A 19,624-nucleotide genomic window follows, 5' to 3' on the forward strand; every position below is an offset into this window, starting at 1 on the left:
AAGCGGGCAGGCAATCACCAGCGGCACCAGGGATCATCCCTGGTGCCGCTGTGTGCCTTCCAACGCTTGAGGACCGGCAAGAATCCGTGGCTCTCTACTGTTTAGCCCTTAGTAGGGAGAATTCGATCTTCAGTTTGGCGAGGTCCGCGCCGTTGCTCATAGCGGCAAAGCCGCCGAATGCCGCCTGCTTTGATCACCGGCTACGGCATCGGAGTCGCCAGGAATGTATGAACGTGATTGGCTGTGTCAGCCTGATTCACGTCTGCATCGTAGTAGTTACCCATCAGCACGCCCTTGTTGTCGATGGAGGCCAGTGCCGTGGCGTACTCACCTGGAATAGCGAAAGCGGTATAGATGCCATTTTTCAGGATGAATCCCTGCATGCCTTCGCCACCCGTTGCGAGGCATTGGCTGGTCGGGCAATAACTCCCGACGATCTCGCCAGCATCGTTGATTCCCGTACTTGCGGTATAAACCGCGCCAGGGAAGTCAATCGAGGTGTAGGTTTCCCCACGCCGCAGGAAGCCGTGAACAGCGCCGTTCGCATCGGCGTAAGAGCCGACGATGTCCCCGTCACTATTGACCGCAAGATACAACTGAATCTGGCCACCACCCGGGTAGTCGAACGAGGTATAGCTACCTCCGATCCGCGTGTAGCCATGCGAATTTCCAGCGCTGTCGGTCCACCCGCCGACAATTTCGCCCTCGTCGTTGATGGCTGGCGAGAAGGTGCTGACGGCGTCGGCAAAGGGTACGTTCAGCGGCTTGAATTTGTCGCCGTCCAGCTCATAGCTATGAAATATATAAGCGCCACCGATCTCACCGCTGTAGTAATCGCCGACAATCTGGCCAAAATCATTGATGCTATAGGCCTGTTGTACCAGTGTGCCGTCAGGGTCATTCAATAGATCGTAGGTCTCGCGAACGGGCTTGGTTCCAGCCACGCGAGCAAGAAAGCCGGCCTGGGATGTCCCGTCAGGCGAAAACCATGCCCCGACGACTTTGATGTCGGATTTATCCGTTCTGCCCAGTCCATCCCAGTCCCGATCCAAGGCGCCCGGATTGATGCCGACACCCTGTGTGTCAAGACTGCCCGGATAGCTAAGCAGAGTGTAAGTATAAGTCGGCGAATCGGACATCCGTACGCTGGCCATCGCATTAGGTGTTGCCATTCGCTCACTTGGAAACTTCGCGGCCGGCTTAAACCCGCCCGCAAAGCTGCTTGATGCAATCAAGGCCGTCCCCACCAGGCCCAGGGCTATTCCAAAATTCCTCATGCCGCAATGCTTCACAAAGCCTCCTCGATTTCCCAAGACGACGGCGCTAGTAGGTTGCTCCAGGACACTCATGGAATGCCCGTGGCGGCAACTTGGTCGAAGCCTAATGGACCGCACGACGACCAGAAGACCCCATGCGACGAGACCTGGTGATTTTGCGGTGAAGCGTGCATTCGGCACGGCCAAAGGGTGTAGAACAGGGACCGCCTCCTATAGAATCGCGGCATGCCAACTCACGCGATTCCCCGGCGCTTCGTATCTTTTTGGCCACTGCAAATCGGCGGCTGGACGCTCTATACGTTGGCGACTGCGATCACGTTTGGCCCTTACAGTCACACCGGCGCTGAAGTGCTTGGGATAGTCGCGGAGCTCGGAAGCTGCTTTTTTGCCAGCTTTCTCTTGTATTTTCTTTGTCGATATCTATGGAGCAAGGGTGTACCACTTTTCCGTGCCCTCTCCGCTTGCGCGACCGTCTCCTATGCATTAGGTGTTGTGTGCACGATTGCTTCGCGCCTAACCCAGATGCACTGGGCCGACCAGACGTTGACGTTTGACTGGCGTTTCGCGCTGACCGAGGCCATGAGCGTCTGCCTTACTCTTGAGGGATGGTGCGCACTCTATTTCGGCATAAAGCATTATCAAACCGTCGAGCAACAAAAGGAAAAACTGCTTGCAATAGAGGCGACAGCGCGCGATGCACAGCTGTTGGCACTGCACTATCAGCTTCAGCCACACTTCTTTTTCAATACGCTCAACGCCATTTCCTCGTTGGTGGTAAGCAACCAGCCATTGTTGGCCACGGAAATGATTTCAAGGCTAGCCGCTCTTCTACGCAACACGCTTAGTTTTCCCGACACCCACACGGTGACGCTGCGAGACGAGCTTGCCGTGGTCGACGAGTATCTAACCATCGAGCGCATACGCTTCGGTTCGCGACTTAGCGTATCCATCGATGTGATTGACGAGGCGAACGATGCGCATGTGCCACGCTTCCTGCTGCAGCCGCTGATCGAAAATGCCATCCGACACGCCATCGCCTTGTCACCGGCTGGCGGCGAGATCACTATCAGTGCGCGCCTTGCCGGGCATAGATTGCAGATCGACATTGCGAACGACACGTTTGAGATGGAATCGACCGACGCTCACCAAAGTCATGGGGTGGGATTGGCGAATACGAGGGCTCGACTAAAGCAGATCTACGGTGCCAACAACGCCACACTGGTTTTGTCGGGTGGAGCAGGACGATTCGTGGTTTCGCTACAACTTCCGCTGATCACGGAGCCGGTTGTGAACTCGGCGGTGGTTGGATGATGACTATCCGGGTCCTCGTGGTCGATGATGAACCGCTGGCACGAATTGGGGTGGTCACGCGATTAGCTGCGTACTCTGACATGATTGTTGTCGGCGAATGCGATACGGGAGAGGAGGCGCTGCGTGCCATTCCTCGCCTGGCGCCAGACCTTGTTTTTCTTGATATCGAGATGCCCGGCATCACGGGCATAGAGCTGGTACGACTCATGCCCAAAGGCTGCGCGTCGCACTTCGTGTTCCTCACCGCGCACGACGAATATGCGTTAAGTGCCTTCGATATCGAGGCCCTCGATTATTTGCTCAAGCCTATCGATAACGAACGCTTCGCTTCCTGCATTGATCGCGTTCGGCGAACGGTTTCGCTGCATCGACAAGAGGGTCAATACGGCCTCCTTTATGAAGAGCTGATCGCCAAACATACTGGCACAGATAACCAGCCGATTCGTCGCTTTACGGTTCGCCGGGGCAACGATATTACGTTTGTGAAGACAGATGACGTGGATTGGATCGAAGGATTGGCCGATTACGCCGGCTTACACGTACAAAGCAAAACACACCTGATTCGCGAAACGCTCAACTCCCTGGAATCCCATCTGGATAGCTCGCAATTCCTGCGCATCCATCGTTCCTCCATCGTCCAGGTCGATCGCATCGTTCGCGTGCAGGCGCTCGCCAATCGCGATGCGCTCGTCACCTTGCGCGATGGACAGACGCTGCGAGCAAGCCGCAACTACAGCGCAGGCCTTCACGATCTGCTACGGAATCGACGTTCATTACGTTGAGGGAAAGCTGTCGGGCCACGGTCTACCGCATCACCAACACTGTCTTGCCGCGCGAATGCCCGGTCTCGATATGCCGATGCGCATCGGCCGCCTCTTCAAGAGCGAAGACGCGGCCGACCGGCACCCGCAACTTTCCCGCTTCATAAAGCGCTGCCAGGAAGGAAAGGCGCTCGGTCGAGCGTTGAGTGCCGACCCGTTTGACCCCGTAGCGCTCTGAAGCTGGGTCGAAAGCGACCGTAACGACGCGCGCTGCATCGCCCGTAAGTGCGACCGAAGCGCGGATCGGCTCCTCCCCGCCAACCGCGATCAGCGCCGCATCGATGCCCTCGGGCGCGGTGCCGCGCAGACTAACCTCCAGGTCGTCGTGATAGTCGACCGGAACAGCACCCAACTCTCGCAGATAGGCGTGGTTATCGGGGCTTGCCGTGCCGATGACCCGCACCCCATGCGCAACAGCGATCTGCGCGGCGAAGCTGCCGACGCCGCCGGCGGCAGCATGGACAACGAGCGTCTGCCCGGCTGCCAGCCCCAGAGCATCGAGCGCGGTGCTCGCGGTCTGACCCGAAGCCGACAGCGCACCCGCCTCGGGCCAGCTCATCGCGTCCGGCTTGCGAATGAACTGCCCGGCTGGGACAACGATCGCTTCCGCATAGGCGCCATCCAGGGACCAGCCCAGGATCGCATCGCCAGGGTCGAAGCCCGCGACCTTGCCGCCCGTTTCGATGATCGTGCCGGCAAACTCGAGACCCAGCGATTGCGGGAATTTCGCGGGCGCCCATTGCCGGACGGCACCTGAGCGATAAGCGGTGTCGAAGGGCTGCACCCCGGCGGCCTCGACGTTGACCAGCACCTCGCCCTCTTTCGGGATGGGACGCGGCCTTTCGACGATTTTCAGAACGCTAGGTGGACCATAAGTTTCGAATATGACGGCGCGTGGCATCGCTGCCTCCTAGGCAAAATGTATGGTGAAAACGAAAGCGTAGGGAGATTGCCGCGGGGTACCTGAGAGGCTGGAGTAACAAATTTGGCGAGATGTGGAGAGTCGATGCGCCTACCCAAGGGTTTTAGGGCTACGCGGCCACCTTTCAAGTCGCCGCTGCGGATGGCTACTTTCGCCTCATGGATACCGTGCAGTCCGGCATAATGTCCGTACCGAATCCGACTAGAAAGACAATCCGATGGCTACGCGGACAGGCTCCAAAACAGTACTCCTAGTGGTTGACGTTCAGGCTGGCGTGGTGGCGAGCGCTTGGCAGCGGGACCGAGTAGTCGCCAATGTGGCAGTTGCCGTAGATCGGGCGCGCGCCGCTGGAGTGCCGATCGTATGGGTACAACATAACGACGATGAACTGCGGCGCGACACGCCTGAGTGGCAGTGGGTGCCTGAACTCAAGCCCCTGGAAAGCGAAAGCCGCATCCACAAGCAGTTCAACTCATCCTTTGAGGAAACGCCCCTGCTCTCTCTGTTGGAACATCACGGCGTCTCTCACATCGTCTTGGCCGGTGCTGCGAGCAATTGGTGCATTCGGGCCACTGCCTACGCTGCCTTGGAGCGGGGTTTTGATCTGACTCTTGTGGAGGATGCGCACACAACGGGCGATATGGAACTGGAGCCGGGTCGCCTGGTCGCGGCCCAATCCATCGTTGAAGACTTGAACGCGGTGATGCGCTGGATCTCCTACCCCGGTAGAAAGAGCGGGGTTGTACATGCAGCCGAACTCAGCTTTGGCTCGCCCGCGGTTGCTGCATAGCCTCTTGCGACCCGAGGACCGGCTGGATGGCGATCCTTTGCGTCTCTGATTGAGGTGAGGCCTAGCGCACGGGTAGCGGGCTAATTGCGCTGAAATTTTCAACTGAAGCGGAGAAACGATGGGGCACGGGGTTTAATGCTTTCCCCATTTTTCGCCCGCAGCTGTGCTTTTGCTCGTCATTCCGGCTTTCGCCGGAATGACGGTGCGCTCCGGAACAGGATCAGCGTGAACTTCAACGTTCGTCTACTACTTACTGGCCTAGCCTGATCATCACAACCCCATGCGGCGCTACCTTCGCCGTGAAATGACCGGTGACGCTACCTAGCGACTTGTGCGCCCACAGATCACGCACCTTGAGCGCGACGTTGGCTGGAAAACCGAGGTCGGTCCAGTTTGCGGTGATGTCCGCCGGCCGTTCGCTGCGGTTGAAGAGGACTACCGCCCGGCCGCCGTCCGCCAGCGGCCTAGACCACACCTCCAGATCGCCATCCTTGCGCACGCGGTGCCCTGCATGCCCCAGGCTATCCTGGTCAACGGCGATCACATCGCGGTTGAGCAGGATGGCACGGGTTGCATCGCTCATCTGGGAGATGTCGTTGCCGGCAATCAGGGGCGCGGCAATCATCGCCCATAGGCTGAATTGCGCATGGTACTCGACGTCGCTCATGCCGCCGTTGCCGATCTCCAACATGTCCGGATCGTTCCAGTGTCCCGGGCCGGCATAGGCATACAGCGGCTCGGTGAGGTCGAGGATGTTGACCATGCCCAGGCTGGTGCCCTTGCGTCCCGCCCAGGCATCGTAGATGTCTTCCGTGGTACGCCACAGGTTGCCGATTTTCTCGCCCCACTCCCACGGCATGGACTTGTCGACCATCGTGGGCCGGCTGACACCCCAATCGCAGATCGAAAAGACGATGTCACGCCCGGTGGAGCGCAGTGCGTCCGCCATGAGCGCGTAGGCCTCCTCGCTGTTGCGCGTACCGGTGTAGCACCAGTCGTATTTCAGGTAGTCGACGCCCCAGCGTGCGTACGCAAGGGCATCCTGGTACTCGTGGCCTTGGCTGCCGAGGCGCCGGCCACACGTCATGCTGCCCGCGTCCGAATAGATGCCGAACTTCAGCCCTTTGGAGTGCACGTAATCGGCCAGCGCCTTGATGCCGGAGGGGAACTTGGCCGGATCGGGCAAGATGTTGCCGTCGGCATCCCGCTTGCCCTGCCAGCAGTCGTCGATGACAACGTACTGATAACCGGCATCGCGCATACCGCTCGCTGCCATGGCGTCCGCGACCGCACGCACGGTTTTCTCGTCGATGTTGCAACCGAACTTGTTCCAGCTGTTCCACCCCATCGGCGGCGTCTTGGCCAGGCCGTTGGCGGTACGCGCCGGATCATGGGAAGGCCGGAAGATCGAACGGTTCGGCCCCATCTCCATATTGAACAACTTCTGGCTGCCTGGGTCGTTGCCCGGCGGCGTCTGCGCCGAAACCCGCATGGTGGGCGCCAATAGGAGCGAGAGCAACATGAGCATCCATGTCTGCCAACGCTGACCTGCTTTTGATTTGAACATCAACGATTGTCTCCGATACGGTTGGCACGTCTGTTCAACTGGCTTGGATTTTAGATGCGCGGGCCCATCCCATCTCCACCGCTATCGATGGGCCGGTGCCGCAATGACGTTAGTGCAGCAAGAGCAGGTAACTGGCGGCAGCCCAACTGAAGTTCGCCGATTGGTAGCCCTGCCCGGTGAGCGGATCGTAATTTTCATACATGGGAGCCTGGGTGGTGACTCCCCTGGCATTTAATACGAGGCGGCGCGCCATGTCGTCGGCCTGTTTCGCATAACCGTAACGACGAAGCGCCGCCACGCCAAAATAAGCCTGGTCGAGCCACACCGGACCGCGCCAATAGCCGTTGACCGGAGAAAAATGCGGGTCGTCCTTCGCCAGTGTCGGAAACGGTAGATAGGTCGCGAACTTGTTCGGGTCAAGCATGACTCGAACGACGTGTGCAGCCTCCTCCGCACTTGCCGCACCCGCCCACAGCGGCGCCCAGCCATCCGAGCCGTAAACACGCACGAGATCGTTGCTGACAAGCCGGGCGTCGAAGAAGTAACCGCGATGAGGGTCGTACAACCGCGCCTGGATCGCTTTGCGCATCGCTGCCGCTTCCTTCAGCCATTGGCGAGCGTCGCCCTCTTTGCCGATCGCCTTGGCGATCTCGGCAAGATCCAGCTTCTCCTGGTAGAGATACGCGTTGAGATCGGCCGATTCCTGATCCATCGACCACGCGCCTTGGCCGTTTTTCTGCATGGCGATGCTGTCGAAGCGCACGGCATTGTCCATGCCGCTTTCCCATTTGGCCGCGATGGCGGTGCCGTCGGTGGCGCCGTATTCGGCCAGTCCGTTGTGGTCATGGTCGCGGGCCGCGAACCACCAGCGGTGGTAACGCACCAGTTTGTCGTACATCTCCGAGAGAAACGCCTTGTCCCCGGTGGCGCGGTAGATGGCCAAGGTGGCCCATGTCGCGAGCGGCGGCTTGCTGTCACGCCAGTTGTTGCCCGACTTGTCCAGGTAAATGCAGTCGGGAACCATGCCGTCGGCAGCCTGGTAGTCGAACATCGCTCGCACCTGGTCGCGCGCCAGATCCGGCGCGAAGGACGCGAGCGCCGCGGCGTGTTTCCACGAATCCCAGGCCCAGAAACCGTTGAAATCCGGGTTGGAGTAGGAAGGAATAACGCCGTCGTGATGCAGGTCGCCGCGCGCCGCACGCCAATTGCCGAGCAAGGTGATCATCGCCTTGGCCGCTACATGCCGTGCCGTGTCGTCGGGCAAGCCAGCCAGGTGGTACGACGAGAGCGATGCCAGGTAACCCGCCCAGCGTTCGCGATTGTGCGCCCACGCCGCCACCACATTTGCCGCCTGCGGCTTATCGGATTGCGGGTTATACGTCAGCATCTGATCGACATAGACCACCGCGGTCTGACCGGGCACCAGATGCAACGACCGGTTCAAGTCGATGCGGTAGTCGGCACGCGCCAGCGTCACGTGACCGGCATTGGCCGTGTCAGTGTGCAGACTCGTGCTCAGCACCGAGGGAGAGCCCGCAAAGGTCTGCACCACCTCTCCGTCATGCGTGGCGAGGTGGCTCGCCTCATCAGGCATCACCTGCCCCACAATGCCCACGTCGATATCCATCGTGCGCGCGGCCTTGAACTCGACGCGCACCAGGGCATGCCATGAATTGGCGAAGAAAAGAATCTGACTTACGCTGACGTCTGGAGAAACAAAGCGGCGAACCAGATAACCGGGCGCCGCATGGCTCTCGATCGGCACCAGCGGGATGTCCCGATGGCTCGCCGCATCCCGCAGCACCAGGCGCGCAAACTGCTTGCCCGCCCATCGACCGTCGCCAAGGCTATGCACGAAGGGGCCGACAAAGCCGGTGCCCTCGTCACCCTTGGGCGGAAGACTGTAACCATGCCAGGCGCCGGCATCGAAAAAGATGTTGAAGCTGCGATCCACCGGCGACGCGGGCATGCCGTGCATGTCCATCACGTCGAGATAGCGCGCATCCGGCTCCGTGGCCTGCGCCATGCCGCCGGCGCAGGCGAGGAGAAGCCCTGCAACGATGATCATATTCTTCAGTTGTGCGTGCATGGCATCATGTTCGGCGATGCCGGCGCACAAAGCCAGCGTTGCCCTACTCCCCGATAACAAGGACTAATCGCCCTTCCCTGACTCAGCTCCTGAACCCGTTTCAGGTTACGCCTTACGACCGACGCAGGGCGCGAAAAATCGCAATGCCCAGGAAAAGACCCACCTGAGCGAGCAGTAACAGTCCCCAACCTCCCTTAAAAAGATAGGCGACCACGAAAGAAAGCGCTGCCGATAGAGCGGCCCAAAGTACGCCGTGGTGGCTGCCGCCTTGCTGGGCTTCATAGGCGCCGAGAACGTAGTACGTATAGGCCGAAACGACGGCCAGCACCATAGTCGAATTGAGAAAGTCCAAATTTGTCCCCTAAAAATTCGGCTCTTCTACTTTCATTCACGGCCACCCATCTTTATCCGGTTCTGGTTGCGGATTCAGCCGGTCGATGCAACAGATTGATGAAATCATTCGCAGAATGACAAGCAGTAGCTTTTTTTACAACCGAACTCAATCCCATATGCCGATCTGATGCGGACTCGCCAAAGGCAGCTGCACTCGCACCAATCCATAGTAAGGCCCCCATTCGCCGCTGTTGTAGTAGACCGAGGCACCATCCGGCAAGGACCAGGCGATCTGCGCGGAAGTGAAATGATTGCCTGGGATGTTCTGTATCGCAGGACTTGCTTGCGGCTGACCGAAAGCCTCTACAAGCCAACGGACATCGTAACCGTCACGCATCGTGCCGTGCGTCTTTGCTGAAACACTGACCACCAATCCATCTTTCAAGCCAACCACGACATCCTCTCCGCTCATGTAGTTGGGGCGGTCTTCCACGGGCAAGTTGACGATGACCTGCCCGTCTTTCGGAAGGGTATCCTCCGATGTCGAATTAGCACCCAATTTAAAACACTGCTCATGATCATCGGAAAGATACATATCTTGCCGTTTGAGACATTCAGACATACTCAAGGGCGCATGGAGCGTAAGGCCGAGCACATCGGTGGCGCTGCTCGCAGAACTCCAGCCAAAGGCTATCGCGACTATAGCCAAGTAACAGCGAAAGTGATTCATTTCACTACTCCAGTCATCTGGGCGAGCGCAAGATAGCAGGCTTGGGTAGAACCGCAGAAGGCCGGAAGTAATAGCTTGGCGGCATCGCAGCAGGTCGCCGTCGACGCCGATCGCTGGGCTTTTGGAACGATCGCATTGGGAAGCGGACGTCCCAGACTGCTTACAAATCTGATTGCTCGCAAGATGTTGGTCTGCCACTCCGGCTTTCGCCCCTCCAGTCGGCAAGTCACCACCTGACACACGACAACGACCCAATCGTCTTGACCCAGAATCTGAGTTGGTCGAGCGCGGACAATCTTTCCGAATCCCGCCAAGCTTGTTACTCCCACCCTTTGAGTGCCCGGCGGCAATCTCTTCGCCGATCGCCAAGCACCGGAGACGACCGGTAACGGCACGACACGAGGAGAATTACCATGAAAAATATCGCCGTATGGGGCTTCAGTTGGGTGCCGCCCTTTGCCCAGGGTCTGGTGCGCGATCTGCGCGTGCGCTGGGCGCTTGAGGAGGCAGGGCTTGCCTATGAGAGCAAGTGGGTCGACGCCGATGAGCGGAACTCCGAGGGCTACCGGCGCAAGCATCCTTTTGGAATGGTGCCCGCGGTCGAAACCGATAGCGGAACCCTGATCGAATCCGGCGCCATCGTTCATGCCATCGCCGAGCAGAGCGAAGTGCTCATGCCGCGCGACCGGCGCACTGAAACGCTCGCCTGGATGTTTGCCGCGCTCAACACAGTCGAGCCACCGCTTTGGAATCTTTTTGGAGTTGACCGACTGCATGGCGACGAGGCTTGGACCAAGCTACGCCGCCCCGGCGCCGTCGACGAAGCGAAGGCCCGGTTGGCTGTGCTTTCGGCTTGGCTCGATGGCCGCGAGTATCTGCTTGGGCGTTTCACCGCGGCCGATATCCTGATGGCGACCACGTTGCGGTTTGTGCGGCATACGGATCTGGTGGCGGAGTTCTCGCCGCTGAACGACTACCTCAAGCGCTGCGAAGCTCGGCCGGCATTCCAGGCTGCCTTGCACAACCAGACGGAAGGTTACGCGCGCCACACTCCCGCCGCTGCCTGAGTTCGAAACCGGCGCAGGCTCCCCTTGGTGGCCATCGCTTTTAATATGCCTGGCATGGCCGGTCGCGAATGATCGGCCATGCCCAGTACCCAACGCGTAGGCTGGGATGATAATCCCAGCGCCCGCACGCCAGCCCAATGCTGGGATTGTCATCCCAGCCTACGACTGACCGATGCGCTTCGATACCGTGCGCCCAACGCTTAGGTGGAGGCTGTTCCGGGGCCAGTCGAATCAGGGTTCCGAGTGCGCATTCCGGGAAGCGCACTCGGAACCCTGAAGTCGACGTCAGATCACTTCTGTTTGACGAGCTTCTCAAGCACCAACGTTCGCTGGACCAAGTCATTCAACTCAAAATCCTCCGATTCCATGAAGGCCATGTCCCCAATATCTTCCGGCTGGGCAGCCAGACGGTGGGTCTCGCTTAAATGATGCTTGAGCCATGCTCTTTGTGCTTGCTGCAATTGAGTACGCTGCTCGCCGTTGTACCTATGCAGTAGCGTCTGATAGGCCGCATTCAGTCTCGGGTCCCATCGGGCGACTTCCGCCTTATGGCAATCCAAGATGGCCCCGGCAGCGCCTTCGGCTTGATCCAAGCATGCGCTGAATGCATCCGTCTGCAGTGCGCTTGCAGGCAATGCGGCGATACAGAAGGTGACACCCAAAACGAAAGATGATTTGCGGAACATCCTGGCGATCCTTTGCGTCTCTGACTGGGGTAAGGCCTGACCGGCAGATAGTGGGCTATTTTCGCTGCAATTTTCAAGTTCCGGAGAGTCGGAATAGAGTCAGATAGGGACATCCATGATTTAGACCAGGATGCCCCGTTTTCCGTGCAAAACACACAACTGCGCGCAACATCTTTTGCGCTGATTGGCGATGTCGCGGATTAGTGATTGGTCCCGGCAGCGAAGATAAAGGAATAATCGCTGGCGTAAGTGCTGGTCGTCTGCTTTCCTAACATGACCTGGCGCTGCATGCTGCCGTTTTGCACGCGCATAAGCGCTACGCTGGAGGGCGTGGCAATGGGCGCATTCATGTGACAGCTCATGCAAGTGTGGGTGTTTTGCACATAGGTCTCCGCCGTGGTGTTTGCGGTGATCAGCGTGGAGGCGTTCGGAGTGATGTCTCCGGTGGTAAGGGGCGTGACGGAGCCAGGCGGAAGCGGTGCGGGCGCGTTCGGCCACTGCACTTCGATCAGGCGGTAGTAGTTGAATACGGATTTCGCTGGCATGAGTGTCCAGGCGTAACCGGTGGCGCTGTTGGCAGTGGAGTCCACGGCGTAGATGCGCGTGACCTGGATCGGAGCGTTGTAGGGATCACAACCGGATGGCTGGTAAGGCGGCGCAAGTGTGGTGCAAGGAGTACCCGGCAGCTCATTCGGTTTGCACTGGTAAAAGGGATCCGATTGCGAGGTGCAGCTGGCGCTGTAGAACTGATAGCCAGTGGCAGGCTGCTGGTTGGGGTTGGGCGGCAGTTGTGGTGGTTGCGGGTTACCGTTGTTGTTGTCAGGGTCGTTGTCGATCTGCTCGAAGGTGGCCCAGACAAACTGCGGCCCGCCCTGCAACTTGTGGACAATGTGCAGCCCAACCAGTCCGACCGTGGCGGTGTAGGGTTGGCCGATGGGAGGCACGATGTTGGCTTGGGTGGTGAGGTAGCGATAGTCGAGAGAATGGTCGACAGGCAACTGCACCCAGGCCGATTTGAGCTCGATGGTGCCGAGGTTGAGCCCGTAGGTTTGAGGATTGCCCGAGCAGTCGGTGTCTTGGTTGCCGCCTTGCGGGAGATTGAGCCCTCCCACGCCTTTTTGTTGCGCTTGCTGATTGCTGGCGCAGGCCTGCTGGCCGGCAAACGTGGTGAGCTGGTTTTGCTGGATGAACTGGGCTTCGTCCAGGTTGAGGCGCACGTCGTAATAGACGAGATCACCGCCTTGCGAGGTGAGCCACTTGCCATTGCCCGCCTGGCCGATAGACAGCAGATGGATATTGGCGAGTTCGGAGGTGTAGGCGAGCTGCAGCAGCTGGGAGGCTGAAGATTTGCTTGCCATTTTAGAGGATTGGGGCGCGAACACCTGCTCCAAGCTCTCATAGCTTTCCCAGACTTTGGGTTGTAGGTCCGTTGGCAAACCAAAGTCCGCGGCGCTAGCGGTGGGATCAGGGTTGCCCGGATTGCCAGGCTGGGCGCGCCAGTTCAAATAGATGAATTCCTGCCAGGCAAGGCAATCGGCACCGATCTGATTGCCGCTGGTGAGGAAGAGCGTGGGCATGATGGCCTGCATCTGGATCGTGGATGAGGCCGGGCAAGGATTGGCGGTGCTGGCAGCACTATCCTGCGCGGCTTTTTCCTGATGATTTTCAGCAGCGACCTCTTGCTTGGCTCCCTGCCCCGCCGGCCCCGAAGCACACGCGGCAAGAGTGAGCACAAACGCCGTTAGGAAGGAAAAAGTGAGGCTGCGGTGATTCCGCAGCCCCGTGTAGACGCGGGTGAATTGACCAAGGTCCATGGACGGAGGTCCTCATTCAATTTCGGGAATGAAGACAGCGTCAGGCAGAACGCTCGAGTTGCCGTTGACGGTGATTTGCACCGAGCGCAGCCCGGGCGCACTGCTTGAGCCGACGGTGACCGAGAGCGAAAGGGCAAAATAATTGTCCGGGTAGGAGTTGCCGGGAACGGCATAAGTGACGGGCGTGGCCGCGTTCACCGTCACACCGATACTGGAGTCGGGATCGCTGCTGTCCGGCAGCAGGAACGCCACTTGCAGATCGGAGAGCTGGCTGGGAATCGTCGTGCACGTCAGGGTAAGTGCCTGGGCTTTGCCGTTGGCCGGCAGCCAAGGCGCGACAAAGGTGGTGTTGCTGGCGAGGGAGAGTTTCGCTCCCGTTGGGGCAAGCTCGGTGATGGGGTAATAGCCATTCCAGAGCTGCGAGTACATGCATTGCAGCGGCGTGTACGCCGGGCTCTGCGTACTAGTGCATGGGTTGACCGGAGGTGCCGTGCTGCCTGCCGGCAGCGGCCGTGCGTACAGCGTCATGTTGAACGTTTCGGCGATTTGGCCGGCCCACTGGATGGGGCGGCCATTGATAAGAATGTCCGCCAAGGTCAGGTTGGGATTGGCCTGCAGCCACGCTAGCGGGATCTGGCAGGCGGCATGCAGGATCATGTTGCCCGGGAAGGCTTGGCCGGTGACCGGATCGATGCAGGTTTGGGAACCGCGGACGATCTGCCAGATGTCCGAAGGCTGCGCATTGGCGGGAATGCCACCCTGGCCGGGCACGACGTTTGAACCGAACGTCCAGTTGGCGAAATTCGGCAGCTGGATATAAAGGCCGAAGGGATTGGCGAGATTGGCCAGGTTGTAGGAACCGGAGTTGGGGTTCACCGCTTGCGAAACGCTCTGGCCGATATGCGGATCGCTGTGGCGATACTCCTGGCCGAAGTTGCCGCAACAGATCAACGGCTGTGGATAGAGATTGCCCGAGGCGTACTGCACGGATGAGGCGCCGGCGAGGCCGATTTCGGTTTGCAGCGTGTTGGGCGTGCTGGTCAGATGCATCGCGCCACCGGAAGAAGTGGACCCGCCGCGAACGGAAATGGGTCCGCTGTTCCATTTGTTGAGAGGGTTGTACGCGGGACGGCCGGTATTGGGGTCGATCACCGGTTTACCGCTGGCATCGGTGAGCTGAAGGTCGGCAAGCGTGACGGTGATTTGGTTCTGCGATTGGGCATTCGCGTTGAGGGTGGAATTATAAAGTTCCACCACACGCTCGGGACTGACCTTCCACAGCGTGGTCCAGTACTCCGGGTTTTCGCAGGTGAAATCCACACGAACGACCTGGTTGGCGGTGTTGCGGAAAACCGACCATTCGCAGTATTCGTCTTGCCATCCGCGCGGCCCGTACGGGCCGAAGGTTTTTAAGGGGCCGCTCCAATTGGCTTGCGGACACAAGGTGGCGGGAATGTTCGGCAGAGCAATGCTCTTGTTGCTGCTATCGGTGTAGTAGCCGGTGTCCGCCAAGGAATAGACCTGCGTGGCATTGAGCTTGTAAGGGTTGGCCGGAGCGACGGGTGGATTGGCGGAGTAAAACTGCTGGATGCGCCCGGAAAAAGCGTTCCATTGAATGGCCACCGAGGCTGCATCGGAGGGGATGTTGGTAGTGGCCGGGTCATAGAACCAGCTCGGCGCAGCGGGCATGGCCTGTGCGACCCAGCTGGTCAGGTTCAGGGTCCACCAGTTGTTGAGTTCTTCCTGCAACGCGGGTTGATCGGCAAGGTCCTGCACGAAGGCGGGAGTGAAGTACTCGTAAGCAGCGCCGGCAAACTGGCCGGAGCGGGTGGCGTTGAACCCTGTTTTTGGCCCCAGTTTGGAGGCGGATTTGCGGAGGGAGTCGGGAGCTGAGCCGGTATGCGTGTCAGACATGGGAATACCTCCTTGTGCGGCCGTATGCGGGCCGGCTGTTTTTTGGGATAGCTACACCTGCACCGAGGGAGACGCCCAAAACCCGCATACTTGCACTGCTTGAGCCTGTGAACACGCCGCCTAAGCCCGACTTTCCTTAACTCGCGCGAGGTACTGGGCGTCACATTGCTTCGACATTGTTTCGACGGCGTTGTCGTTGAAACGTGAACCGGCCTACGTGCACCCGATCGCCGATGCCTTTGCTCGTCATTCCGGCGGAGGCTTAGGATTCAGCGACTTGCAGTTCGTCTAAGTCACTGGGGCCCGGCTTTCCTCCACCTCAAAGCCAGGCACACCCATGTGCCTTCCCCTCGTGCACCTGGGCGACGAAAGAGCGATTCAAAGCGGATTGGGAGCCCCATGACCTTTTGTAGGAATTCGCCTACACGACAAAGCGGAGGCTCCCGATACCGCTGACCCAGGGGTTCACAGAGAATAGCTCCATGCCCCGGGAGTCCCGCCGACACGTCGGCTGGTGGAACGGATGCCAGGTGCGGCAAGGAGGTCGCGCCGACAAACGGGGCATCATCATGGATGATGGCGTTTCCCAAGCCCCGGCCTAGCCGGGGCTTTTTCGTTGCTGATCGCTGCAGATCGGGACACCCATGATTCGCTGCAGATCGGGACACCCAATGCAGATCGGGACACCCATGATTTAGGACGGGCGAAATCTTGTCCCCATTTTTCCGTCACGACATCGCGCGTGCCGCGCTGCGCTTCTTGAAGGTGAGCCACAAAGCGGAAGCCAGGAAGTAAAAACCACCAAACGCGGCGTAGCCGGTGAGCTGAACGAGGCCGGGCGCGACGCGGAGCGACTGGTAAATAAAGACGATACCTGCGAGCGCCGACTGTGCGCCGCTGATCATCATGAAGACCTGGCCGCCGAGCTTGCGACGCGCGATGCCCACGATCAGCTGGAATATGCCCGCAAGCAGTGCCCAACTGCCAAAGACCAGCACGCCGCCCGCGTTTCCATGCAGGGGCACGGCAATGCCCATGCAAACAGCTGTTACCGCACTGACGATCAGGTTGAACGTCTGTCCTGGGTTGAGCTGCATGCCACCGCTGCGCTGTGCGTCCAACCAGTTCGCCAAGGCATCCCACGCCGGATAAATCACAAGCAATGCTGTTGCCAGCCCCACGGACGCTGGCGCCGTTACGAGGACAAGCGCCACCCAGACGGCCGCTCCGCCGGAGCGGAGGAAATAGAACTTCTGCAGCCATGTCATGGTGCGTACTCCTGGAAAAGTATCGCCATCCTACTAGTAGGTAGATTCCCGGGTCAACTGTCTACCTAGTGGTAGGATGAGCACATGAGCACCCAGCAAAAATTGGTTGATACAGCCCGATACCTCATCCAAACAAAGGGTTACAACGGGTTTAGCTATGCGGACGTGGCTGAGCAAGTCCAGCTGCGCAAGGCAAGCATTCACCATTACTTCCCTGCCAAATCCGATCTGGCGCGAGCCGTGGTGGAACAATCCCGGGGCGTGATTGAGGAACAAGCACGACGGCTTACCAGTGAGGATTTCGATCCCCAGCAGCAACTTCTCTTCTACACGGGCTACTGGGAGAAATGCATTGCCGACGCGACTGCACCGTTCTGTGTCGCCGGCATGCTCGCCGCTGAAATGCCCACCCTGCCCGACGACTTAGCCCAAGCGGTGCAAGAGCATTTTCGAACGCTGTCCTATTGGCTGGAGACGGTGTTGACCAAGGGCTCGCAACTGGGTGTCTTTCGATTGCGCCATTCCGTGCGCCGGGAAGCGGAGGCTTTCATGTCGACGGTCTATGGCGCGATGCTGATCGCTCGCGCCTACGCAAGCCCGCGCACGTTTCCAGAAATCGTGGAGCTTGCGCTCAAGCAGCTTTTGGGCACCTCGCAAGGCCACCACGACGACGCTTCCAGAGCATCATGAGAAGCGTCGGTCAATGGCGATAAAGAAGATTGAGCCAAGTTCCACACGCGCATGCATCCGATGTTTCATCTCCAATATGCGGCTACCAGTACATGGATATAGACGTCACGACTGATCAGCGCGGGCTGTGCCTGTTTCATTGCCATACACGGCTGCACATGGATTTCGGTTTCATGGCCTTGTTCGACTGCGCATGAGCGGGGCTTTTTCGACGTCGCCACCCGCTTCGCTTGGACCCGCCCGGGGCACACCCTGGGAAGTGGGCGCGGCCTTCCTCAAGCTTGGCTTGACCTCGTTCGGCGGCCCGATTGCGCACCTGGGATACTTCCATCGCGAGTTCGTCGTACGACGACACTGGCTGGATGAGGAGCATTTCGGGCAACTGCTAGCGCTGTGCCAGTTTCTGCCCGGCCCGGCGAGCAGTCAGCTGGGCTTTTCGATCGGCCTGCTCCGCGCCGGCTGGCCGGGTGCCATCGCTGCCTTTATTGCTTTCACTCTGCCCTCTGCACTGCTGTTGTTTGCGTTTGGCGCCTTGAGTCACTTTCTTGGCGGACCGTTGGGCCAAAGCATCGTACATGGGCTGAAACTGGTAGCGGTCGCTGTCGTCGCCCAAGGTGTGCTTGCGATGGCCCGCAATCTCACACCGGATAGGCCTCGCGCCTTGATGGCCGCGGTAGCAGCCAGCCTGATTGCCATCAGTTCCAGTTCGGTGATGCAGCTCGCCGTGGTGGCAGGCGGCGCCGTACTCGGTCCGTTGCTATGCAAACCTGTTACGTCACGACAAGGCGAGACCTTTCCTCTTCGCTATGGCCGTCGCACAGGATTGGTGCTGATCGGTACCTATGCCGCCCTGCTGTTGCTCGCCTTGATTGTCGCCCCGAGCCTGCCGCCCTTGGGGCGCGTGGCCGCCGCGTTCTACCGCACCGGCGCGCTGGTCTTCGGTGGCGGTCATGTCGTACTGCCTTTGCTCAAGCAGGCCGTCGTCACACCTGGCTGGGTCAGTAACGATACGTTCCTGGCCGGCTATGGCGCGGCACAGGCCGTTCCCGGTCCGTTGTTTACCCTTGCGGCGTTTCTGGGCGAGCAATATCAGGGCGGACAAGGTGGCGCCCTTGGTGCCTTAATCAGCCTGCTGGCTATCTTCTTGCCCGGATTGCTAGTGGTGTCGGGGGGCTTGCCCTTCTGGCGTGAACTGGCGTCACGCGATCAGGCCGCCAGGATATTGGCCGGCGTCAATGCGGCGGTGGTCGGGCTGCTGGCCGCGGCGCTCTATGACCCGGTCTGGGTCAGTGCGGTGCACGATGGGAAAGATTTCGCGATTGCATTGGTCGCCTTTACGTTGTTGGTGGCTGCCCGGTGGTCCGCGCTGTCTGTTGTGATGTGGTGCGTCATCGCGTCGATAGCTCGACTCTTCGTGGGCATTTAGATGACAGCAACGGTAAGTCGCATGGACCGAAATGACACCACCTAAGGTTCTATCACCTGCCTCATATAGTGCGTAGGTGTAATACCCAGCATGCGATGAAACATGCTGCTGAAAGCACTGCAACTGGCGTAGCCCGCATCACGTGCCACCGTTTTAATGGCATGCCCCTGGCTGATCTGGCTTAGCGCCCTGGCCAGCCGGACATGCTGCCGCCAGTGCACGAATGACATCTTCAACTCGCTCTCAAATAGCCGCGCCAAGGTGCGACTGCTGGCACCGACATGGGCTGCGAGCTGTTCCAAGGTTTCTACCCGTGATGACCCTGCGAGTAGGCGCTGACATACGTTTTTGAGCCGTGGGTCGGTCGGTACCGGTATATGCAATGCCTCTACGTTTGCCTCCTGCAGTTCGTGCAACAACAACGGCGCGAGGACACGTATACGCTCCCGGTGCTTCTCTGCATGCGCCTGTACGGCAGCCAGAATCAGTTCCCGCAATAACGCAGGCACCGACAATACCTTGCAATGCAAACCGAACAATGCGCTGTTGGAGCGATCCAGATACAGCATACGCACAGCCACCTGCCCTTCCATTTGAATCTCGTGTTCCATGCCTGGCGGTATCCATAAAGCTCGCTGTGGCGGGACGATCCAGATTCCCTCGCGCGTGGTTACATGCATGACGCCCGCCTTGGCGTAGATCAGCTGACCGCGACGATGCCGATGCCTGGGCACATGCCATCCGCGCGGGTAGTCCTTGGCGAGCGCCGTAATCGGCCAGGCTTTTAGCTGTGCAGGCTGCTGTCTGAAACGCGACACAAGATGGCAACCTTTCGAAAGACGGACGGGGCTAGGCTACGCCTGAATCCGTCGCGCAGGCAAGCAGCCAGCAGATTGCTGAATGCAACGGCGATCGCGCC

At 59.3% G+C, this 19,624-nt stretch carries 18 protein-coding genes; 7 read left to right on the forward strand and 11 right to left on the reverse strand.

Annotated features, from left to right (window positions below; genetic code table 11):
- Nucleotides 1-200: 200 nt before the first annotated feature.
- Complete coding sequence (locus QQJ96_RS13455; protein WP_284332523.1) at nucleotides 201-1,349, reverse strand: hypothetical protein; 1,149 nt, start codon at nucleotides 1,347-1,349, stop codon at nucleotides 201-203.
- Nucleotides 1,350-1,502: 153 nt separating this feature from the next.
- Here QQJ96_RS13455 and QQJ96_RS13460 point away from each other — a divergent pair, with 153 nt between their 5' ends.
- Nucleotides 1,503-2,588 carry a sensor histidine kinase gene (locus tag QQJ96_RS13460; RefSeq protein ID WP_284332524.1) on the forward strand — a complete coding sequence of 362 codons (1,086 nt, stop codon included), beginning with the start codon at nucleotides 1,503-1,505 and terminating at the stop codon, nucleotides 2,586-2,588.
- Nucleotides 2,585-3,370, forward strand: coding sequence for a LytR/AlgR family response regulator transcription factor (locus tag QQJ96_RS13465; protein ID WP_284332525.1), 786 nt, complete (start codon nucleotides 2,585-2,587; stop codon nucleotides 3,368-3,370). The genes QQJ96_RS13460 and QQJ96_RS13465 overlap by 4 nt, the downstream gene beginning before the upstream one ends.
- Nucleotides 3,371-3,392: 22 nt before the next feature.
- On the opposite strand, the gene QQJ96_RS13470 is transcribed toward QQJ96_RS13465, so the two are convergent.
- A complete protein-coding gene (locus tag QQJ96_RS13470; protein ID WP_284332526.1) occupies nucleotides 3,393-4,310 on the reverse strand; it encodes an NADP-dependent oxidoreductase in 918 nt (305 codons plus the stop codon).
- A gap of 274 nt (nucleotides 4,311-4,584) precedes the next feature.
- Between QQJ96_RS13470 and QQJ96_RS13475 the strand changes: the two genes are divergently transcribed.
- The gene (locus tag QQJ96_RS13475; RefSeq protein ID WP_284332527.1) at nucleotides 4,585-5,121 is read left to right on the forward strand and encodes a cysteine hydrolase family protein; all 537 of its coding nucleotides are present in this window, start codon (nucleotides 4,585-4,587) and stop codon (nucleotides 5,119-5,121) included.
- A 250-nt stretch (nucleotides 5,122-5,371) separates the two neighbouring features.
- Here the strand turns inward: QQJ96_RS13475 and QQJ96_RS13480 are convergent, their stop codons facing one another.
- The 4 genes from QQJ96_RS13480 to QQJ96_RS13495 form a co-directional block, all read right to left on the reverse strand.
- The gene (locus QQJ96_RS13480) at nucleotides 5,372-6,643 is read right to left on the reverse strand and encodes a glycoside hydrolase family 27 protein (RefSeq protein ID WP_284332528.1); all 1,272 of its coding nucleotides are present in this window, start codon (nucleotides 6,641-6,643) and stop codon (nucleotides 5,372-5,374) included.
- Nucleotides 6,644-6,797: 154 nt separating this feature from the next.
- Complete coding sequence (locus QQJ96_RS13485; RefSeq protein WP_284332529.1) at nucleotides 6,798-8,777, reverse strand: MGH1-like glycoside hydrolase domain-containing protein; 1,980 nt, start codon at nucleotides 8,775-8,777, stop codon at nucleotides 6,798-6,800.
- A gap of 112 nt (nucleotides 8,778-8,889) precedes the next feature.
- A complete protein-coding gene (locus tag QQJ96_RS13490) occupies nucleotides 8,890-9,129 on the reverse strand; it encodes a hypothetical protein (protein WP_284332530.1) in 240 nt (79 codons plus the stop codon).
- 147 nt (nucleotides 9,130-9,276) lie between these two features.
- Nucleotides 9,277-9,840 (reverse strand): hypothetical protein, encoded by a 564-nt coding sequence (locus QQJ96_RS13495; RefSeq protein WP_284332531.1) that lies wholly within the window; start codon nucleotides 9,838-9,840, stop codon nucleotides 9,277-9,279.
- 413 nt (nucleotides 9,841-10,253) lie between these two features.
- On the opposite strand from QQJ96_RS13495, the gene QQJ96_RS13500 reads away from it, so the two are divergent.
- The gene (locus tag QQJ96_RS13500; protein WP_284332532.1) at nucleotides 10,254-10,907 is read left to right on the forward strand and encodes a glutathione S-transferase family protein; all 654 of its coding nucleotides are present in this window, start codon (nucleotides 10,254-10,256) and stop codon (nucleotides 10,905-10,907) included.
- 290 nt (nucleotides 10,908-11,197) lie between these two features.
- Here QQJ96_RS13500 and QQJ96_RS13505 read toward each other — a convergent pair whose 3' ends face one another.
- The 4 genes from QQJ96_RS13505 to QQJ96_RS13520 form a co-directional block, all read right to left on the reverse strand.
- Complete coding sequence (locus QQJ96_RS13505; RefSeq protein ID WP_284332533.1) at nucleotides 11,198-11,593, reverse strand: lysozyme inhibitor LprI family protein; 396 nt, start codon at nucleotides 11,591-11,593, stop codon at nucleotides 11,198-11,200.
- 200 nt (nucleotides 11,594-11,793) lie between these two features.
- Entirely contained in the window at nucleotides 11,794-13,170 is a 1,377-nt protein-coding gene (locus QQJ96_RS13510) for a hypothetical protein (RefSeq protein ID WP_284332534.1), read from the reverse strand.
- A gap of 249 nt (nucleotides 13,171-13,419) precedes the next feature.
- Nucleotides 13,420-15,321, reverse strand: a complete 1,902-nt coding sequence (locus tag QQJ96_RS13515; RefSeq protein ID WP_284332535.1) for a hypothetical protein — start codon at nucleotides 15,319-15,321, stop codon at nucleotides 13,420-13,422.
- Between the two features lie 728 nt (nucleotides 15,322-16,049).
- Nucleotides 16,050-16,589 carry a hypothetical protein gene (locus tag QQJ96_RS13520; RefSeq protein ID WP_284332536.1) on the reverse strand — a complete coding sequence of 180 codons (540 nt, stop codon included), beginning with the start codon at nucleotides 16,587-16,589 and terminating at the stop codon, nucleotides 16,050-16,052.
- Nucleotides 16,590-16,673: 84 nt separating this feature from the next.
- Here QQJ96_RS13520 and QQJ96_RS13525 point away from each other — a divergent pair, with 84 nt between their 5' ends.
- The 3 genes from QQJ96_RS13525 (at nucleotide 16,674) to chrA (ending at nucleotide 18,705) form a co-directional block, all read left to right on the forward strand.
- Entirely contained in the window at nucleotides 16,674-17,279 is a 606-nt protein-coding gene (locus tag QQJ96_RS13525; RefSeq protein ID WP_284332537.1) for a TetR/AcrR family transcriptional regulator, read from the forward strand.
- Between the two features lie 92 nt (nucleotides 17,280-17,371).
- Entirely contained in the window at nucleotides 17,372-17,476 is a 105-nt protein-coding gene (locus tag QQJ96_RS23615; protein WP_404649110.1) for a multicopper oxidase domain-containing protein, read from the forward strand.
- A complete protein-coding gene (gene chrA / locus QQJ96_RS13530; protein WP_284332538.1) occupies nucleotides 17,473-18,705 on the forward strand; it encodes a chromate efflux transporter in 1,233 nt (410 codons plus the stop codon). The genes QQJ96_RS23615 and chrA overlap by 4 nt, the downstream gene beginning before the upstream one ends.
- Before the next feature lie 41 nt (nucleotides 18,706-18,746).
- On the opposite strand, the gene QQJ96_RS13535 is transcribed toward chrA, so the two are convergent.
- Nucleotides 18,747-19,523: an AraC family transcriptional regulator gene (locus tag QQJ96_RS13535; protein WP_284332539.1), complete on the reverse strand. Its 777-nt coding sequence runs from the start codon at nucleotides 19,521-19,523 to the stop codon at nucleotides 18,747-18,749.
- Nucleotides 19,524-19,624 lie beyond the last annotated feature (101 nt).

Source organism: Dyella flagellata (genome assembly GCF_030160275.1).
GTDB classification, from domain to species: Bacteria; Pseudomonadota; Gammaproteobacteria; order Xanthomonadales; family Rhodanobacteraceae; genus Dyella_B; species Dyella_B flagellata.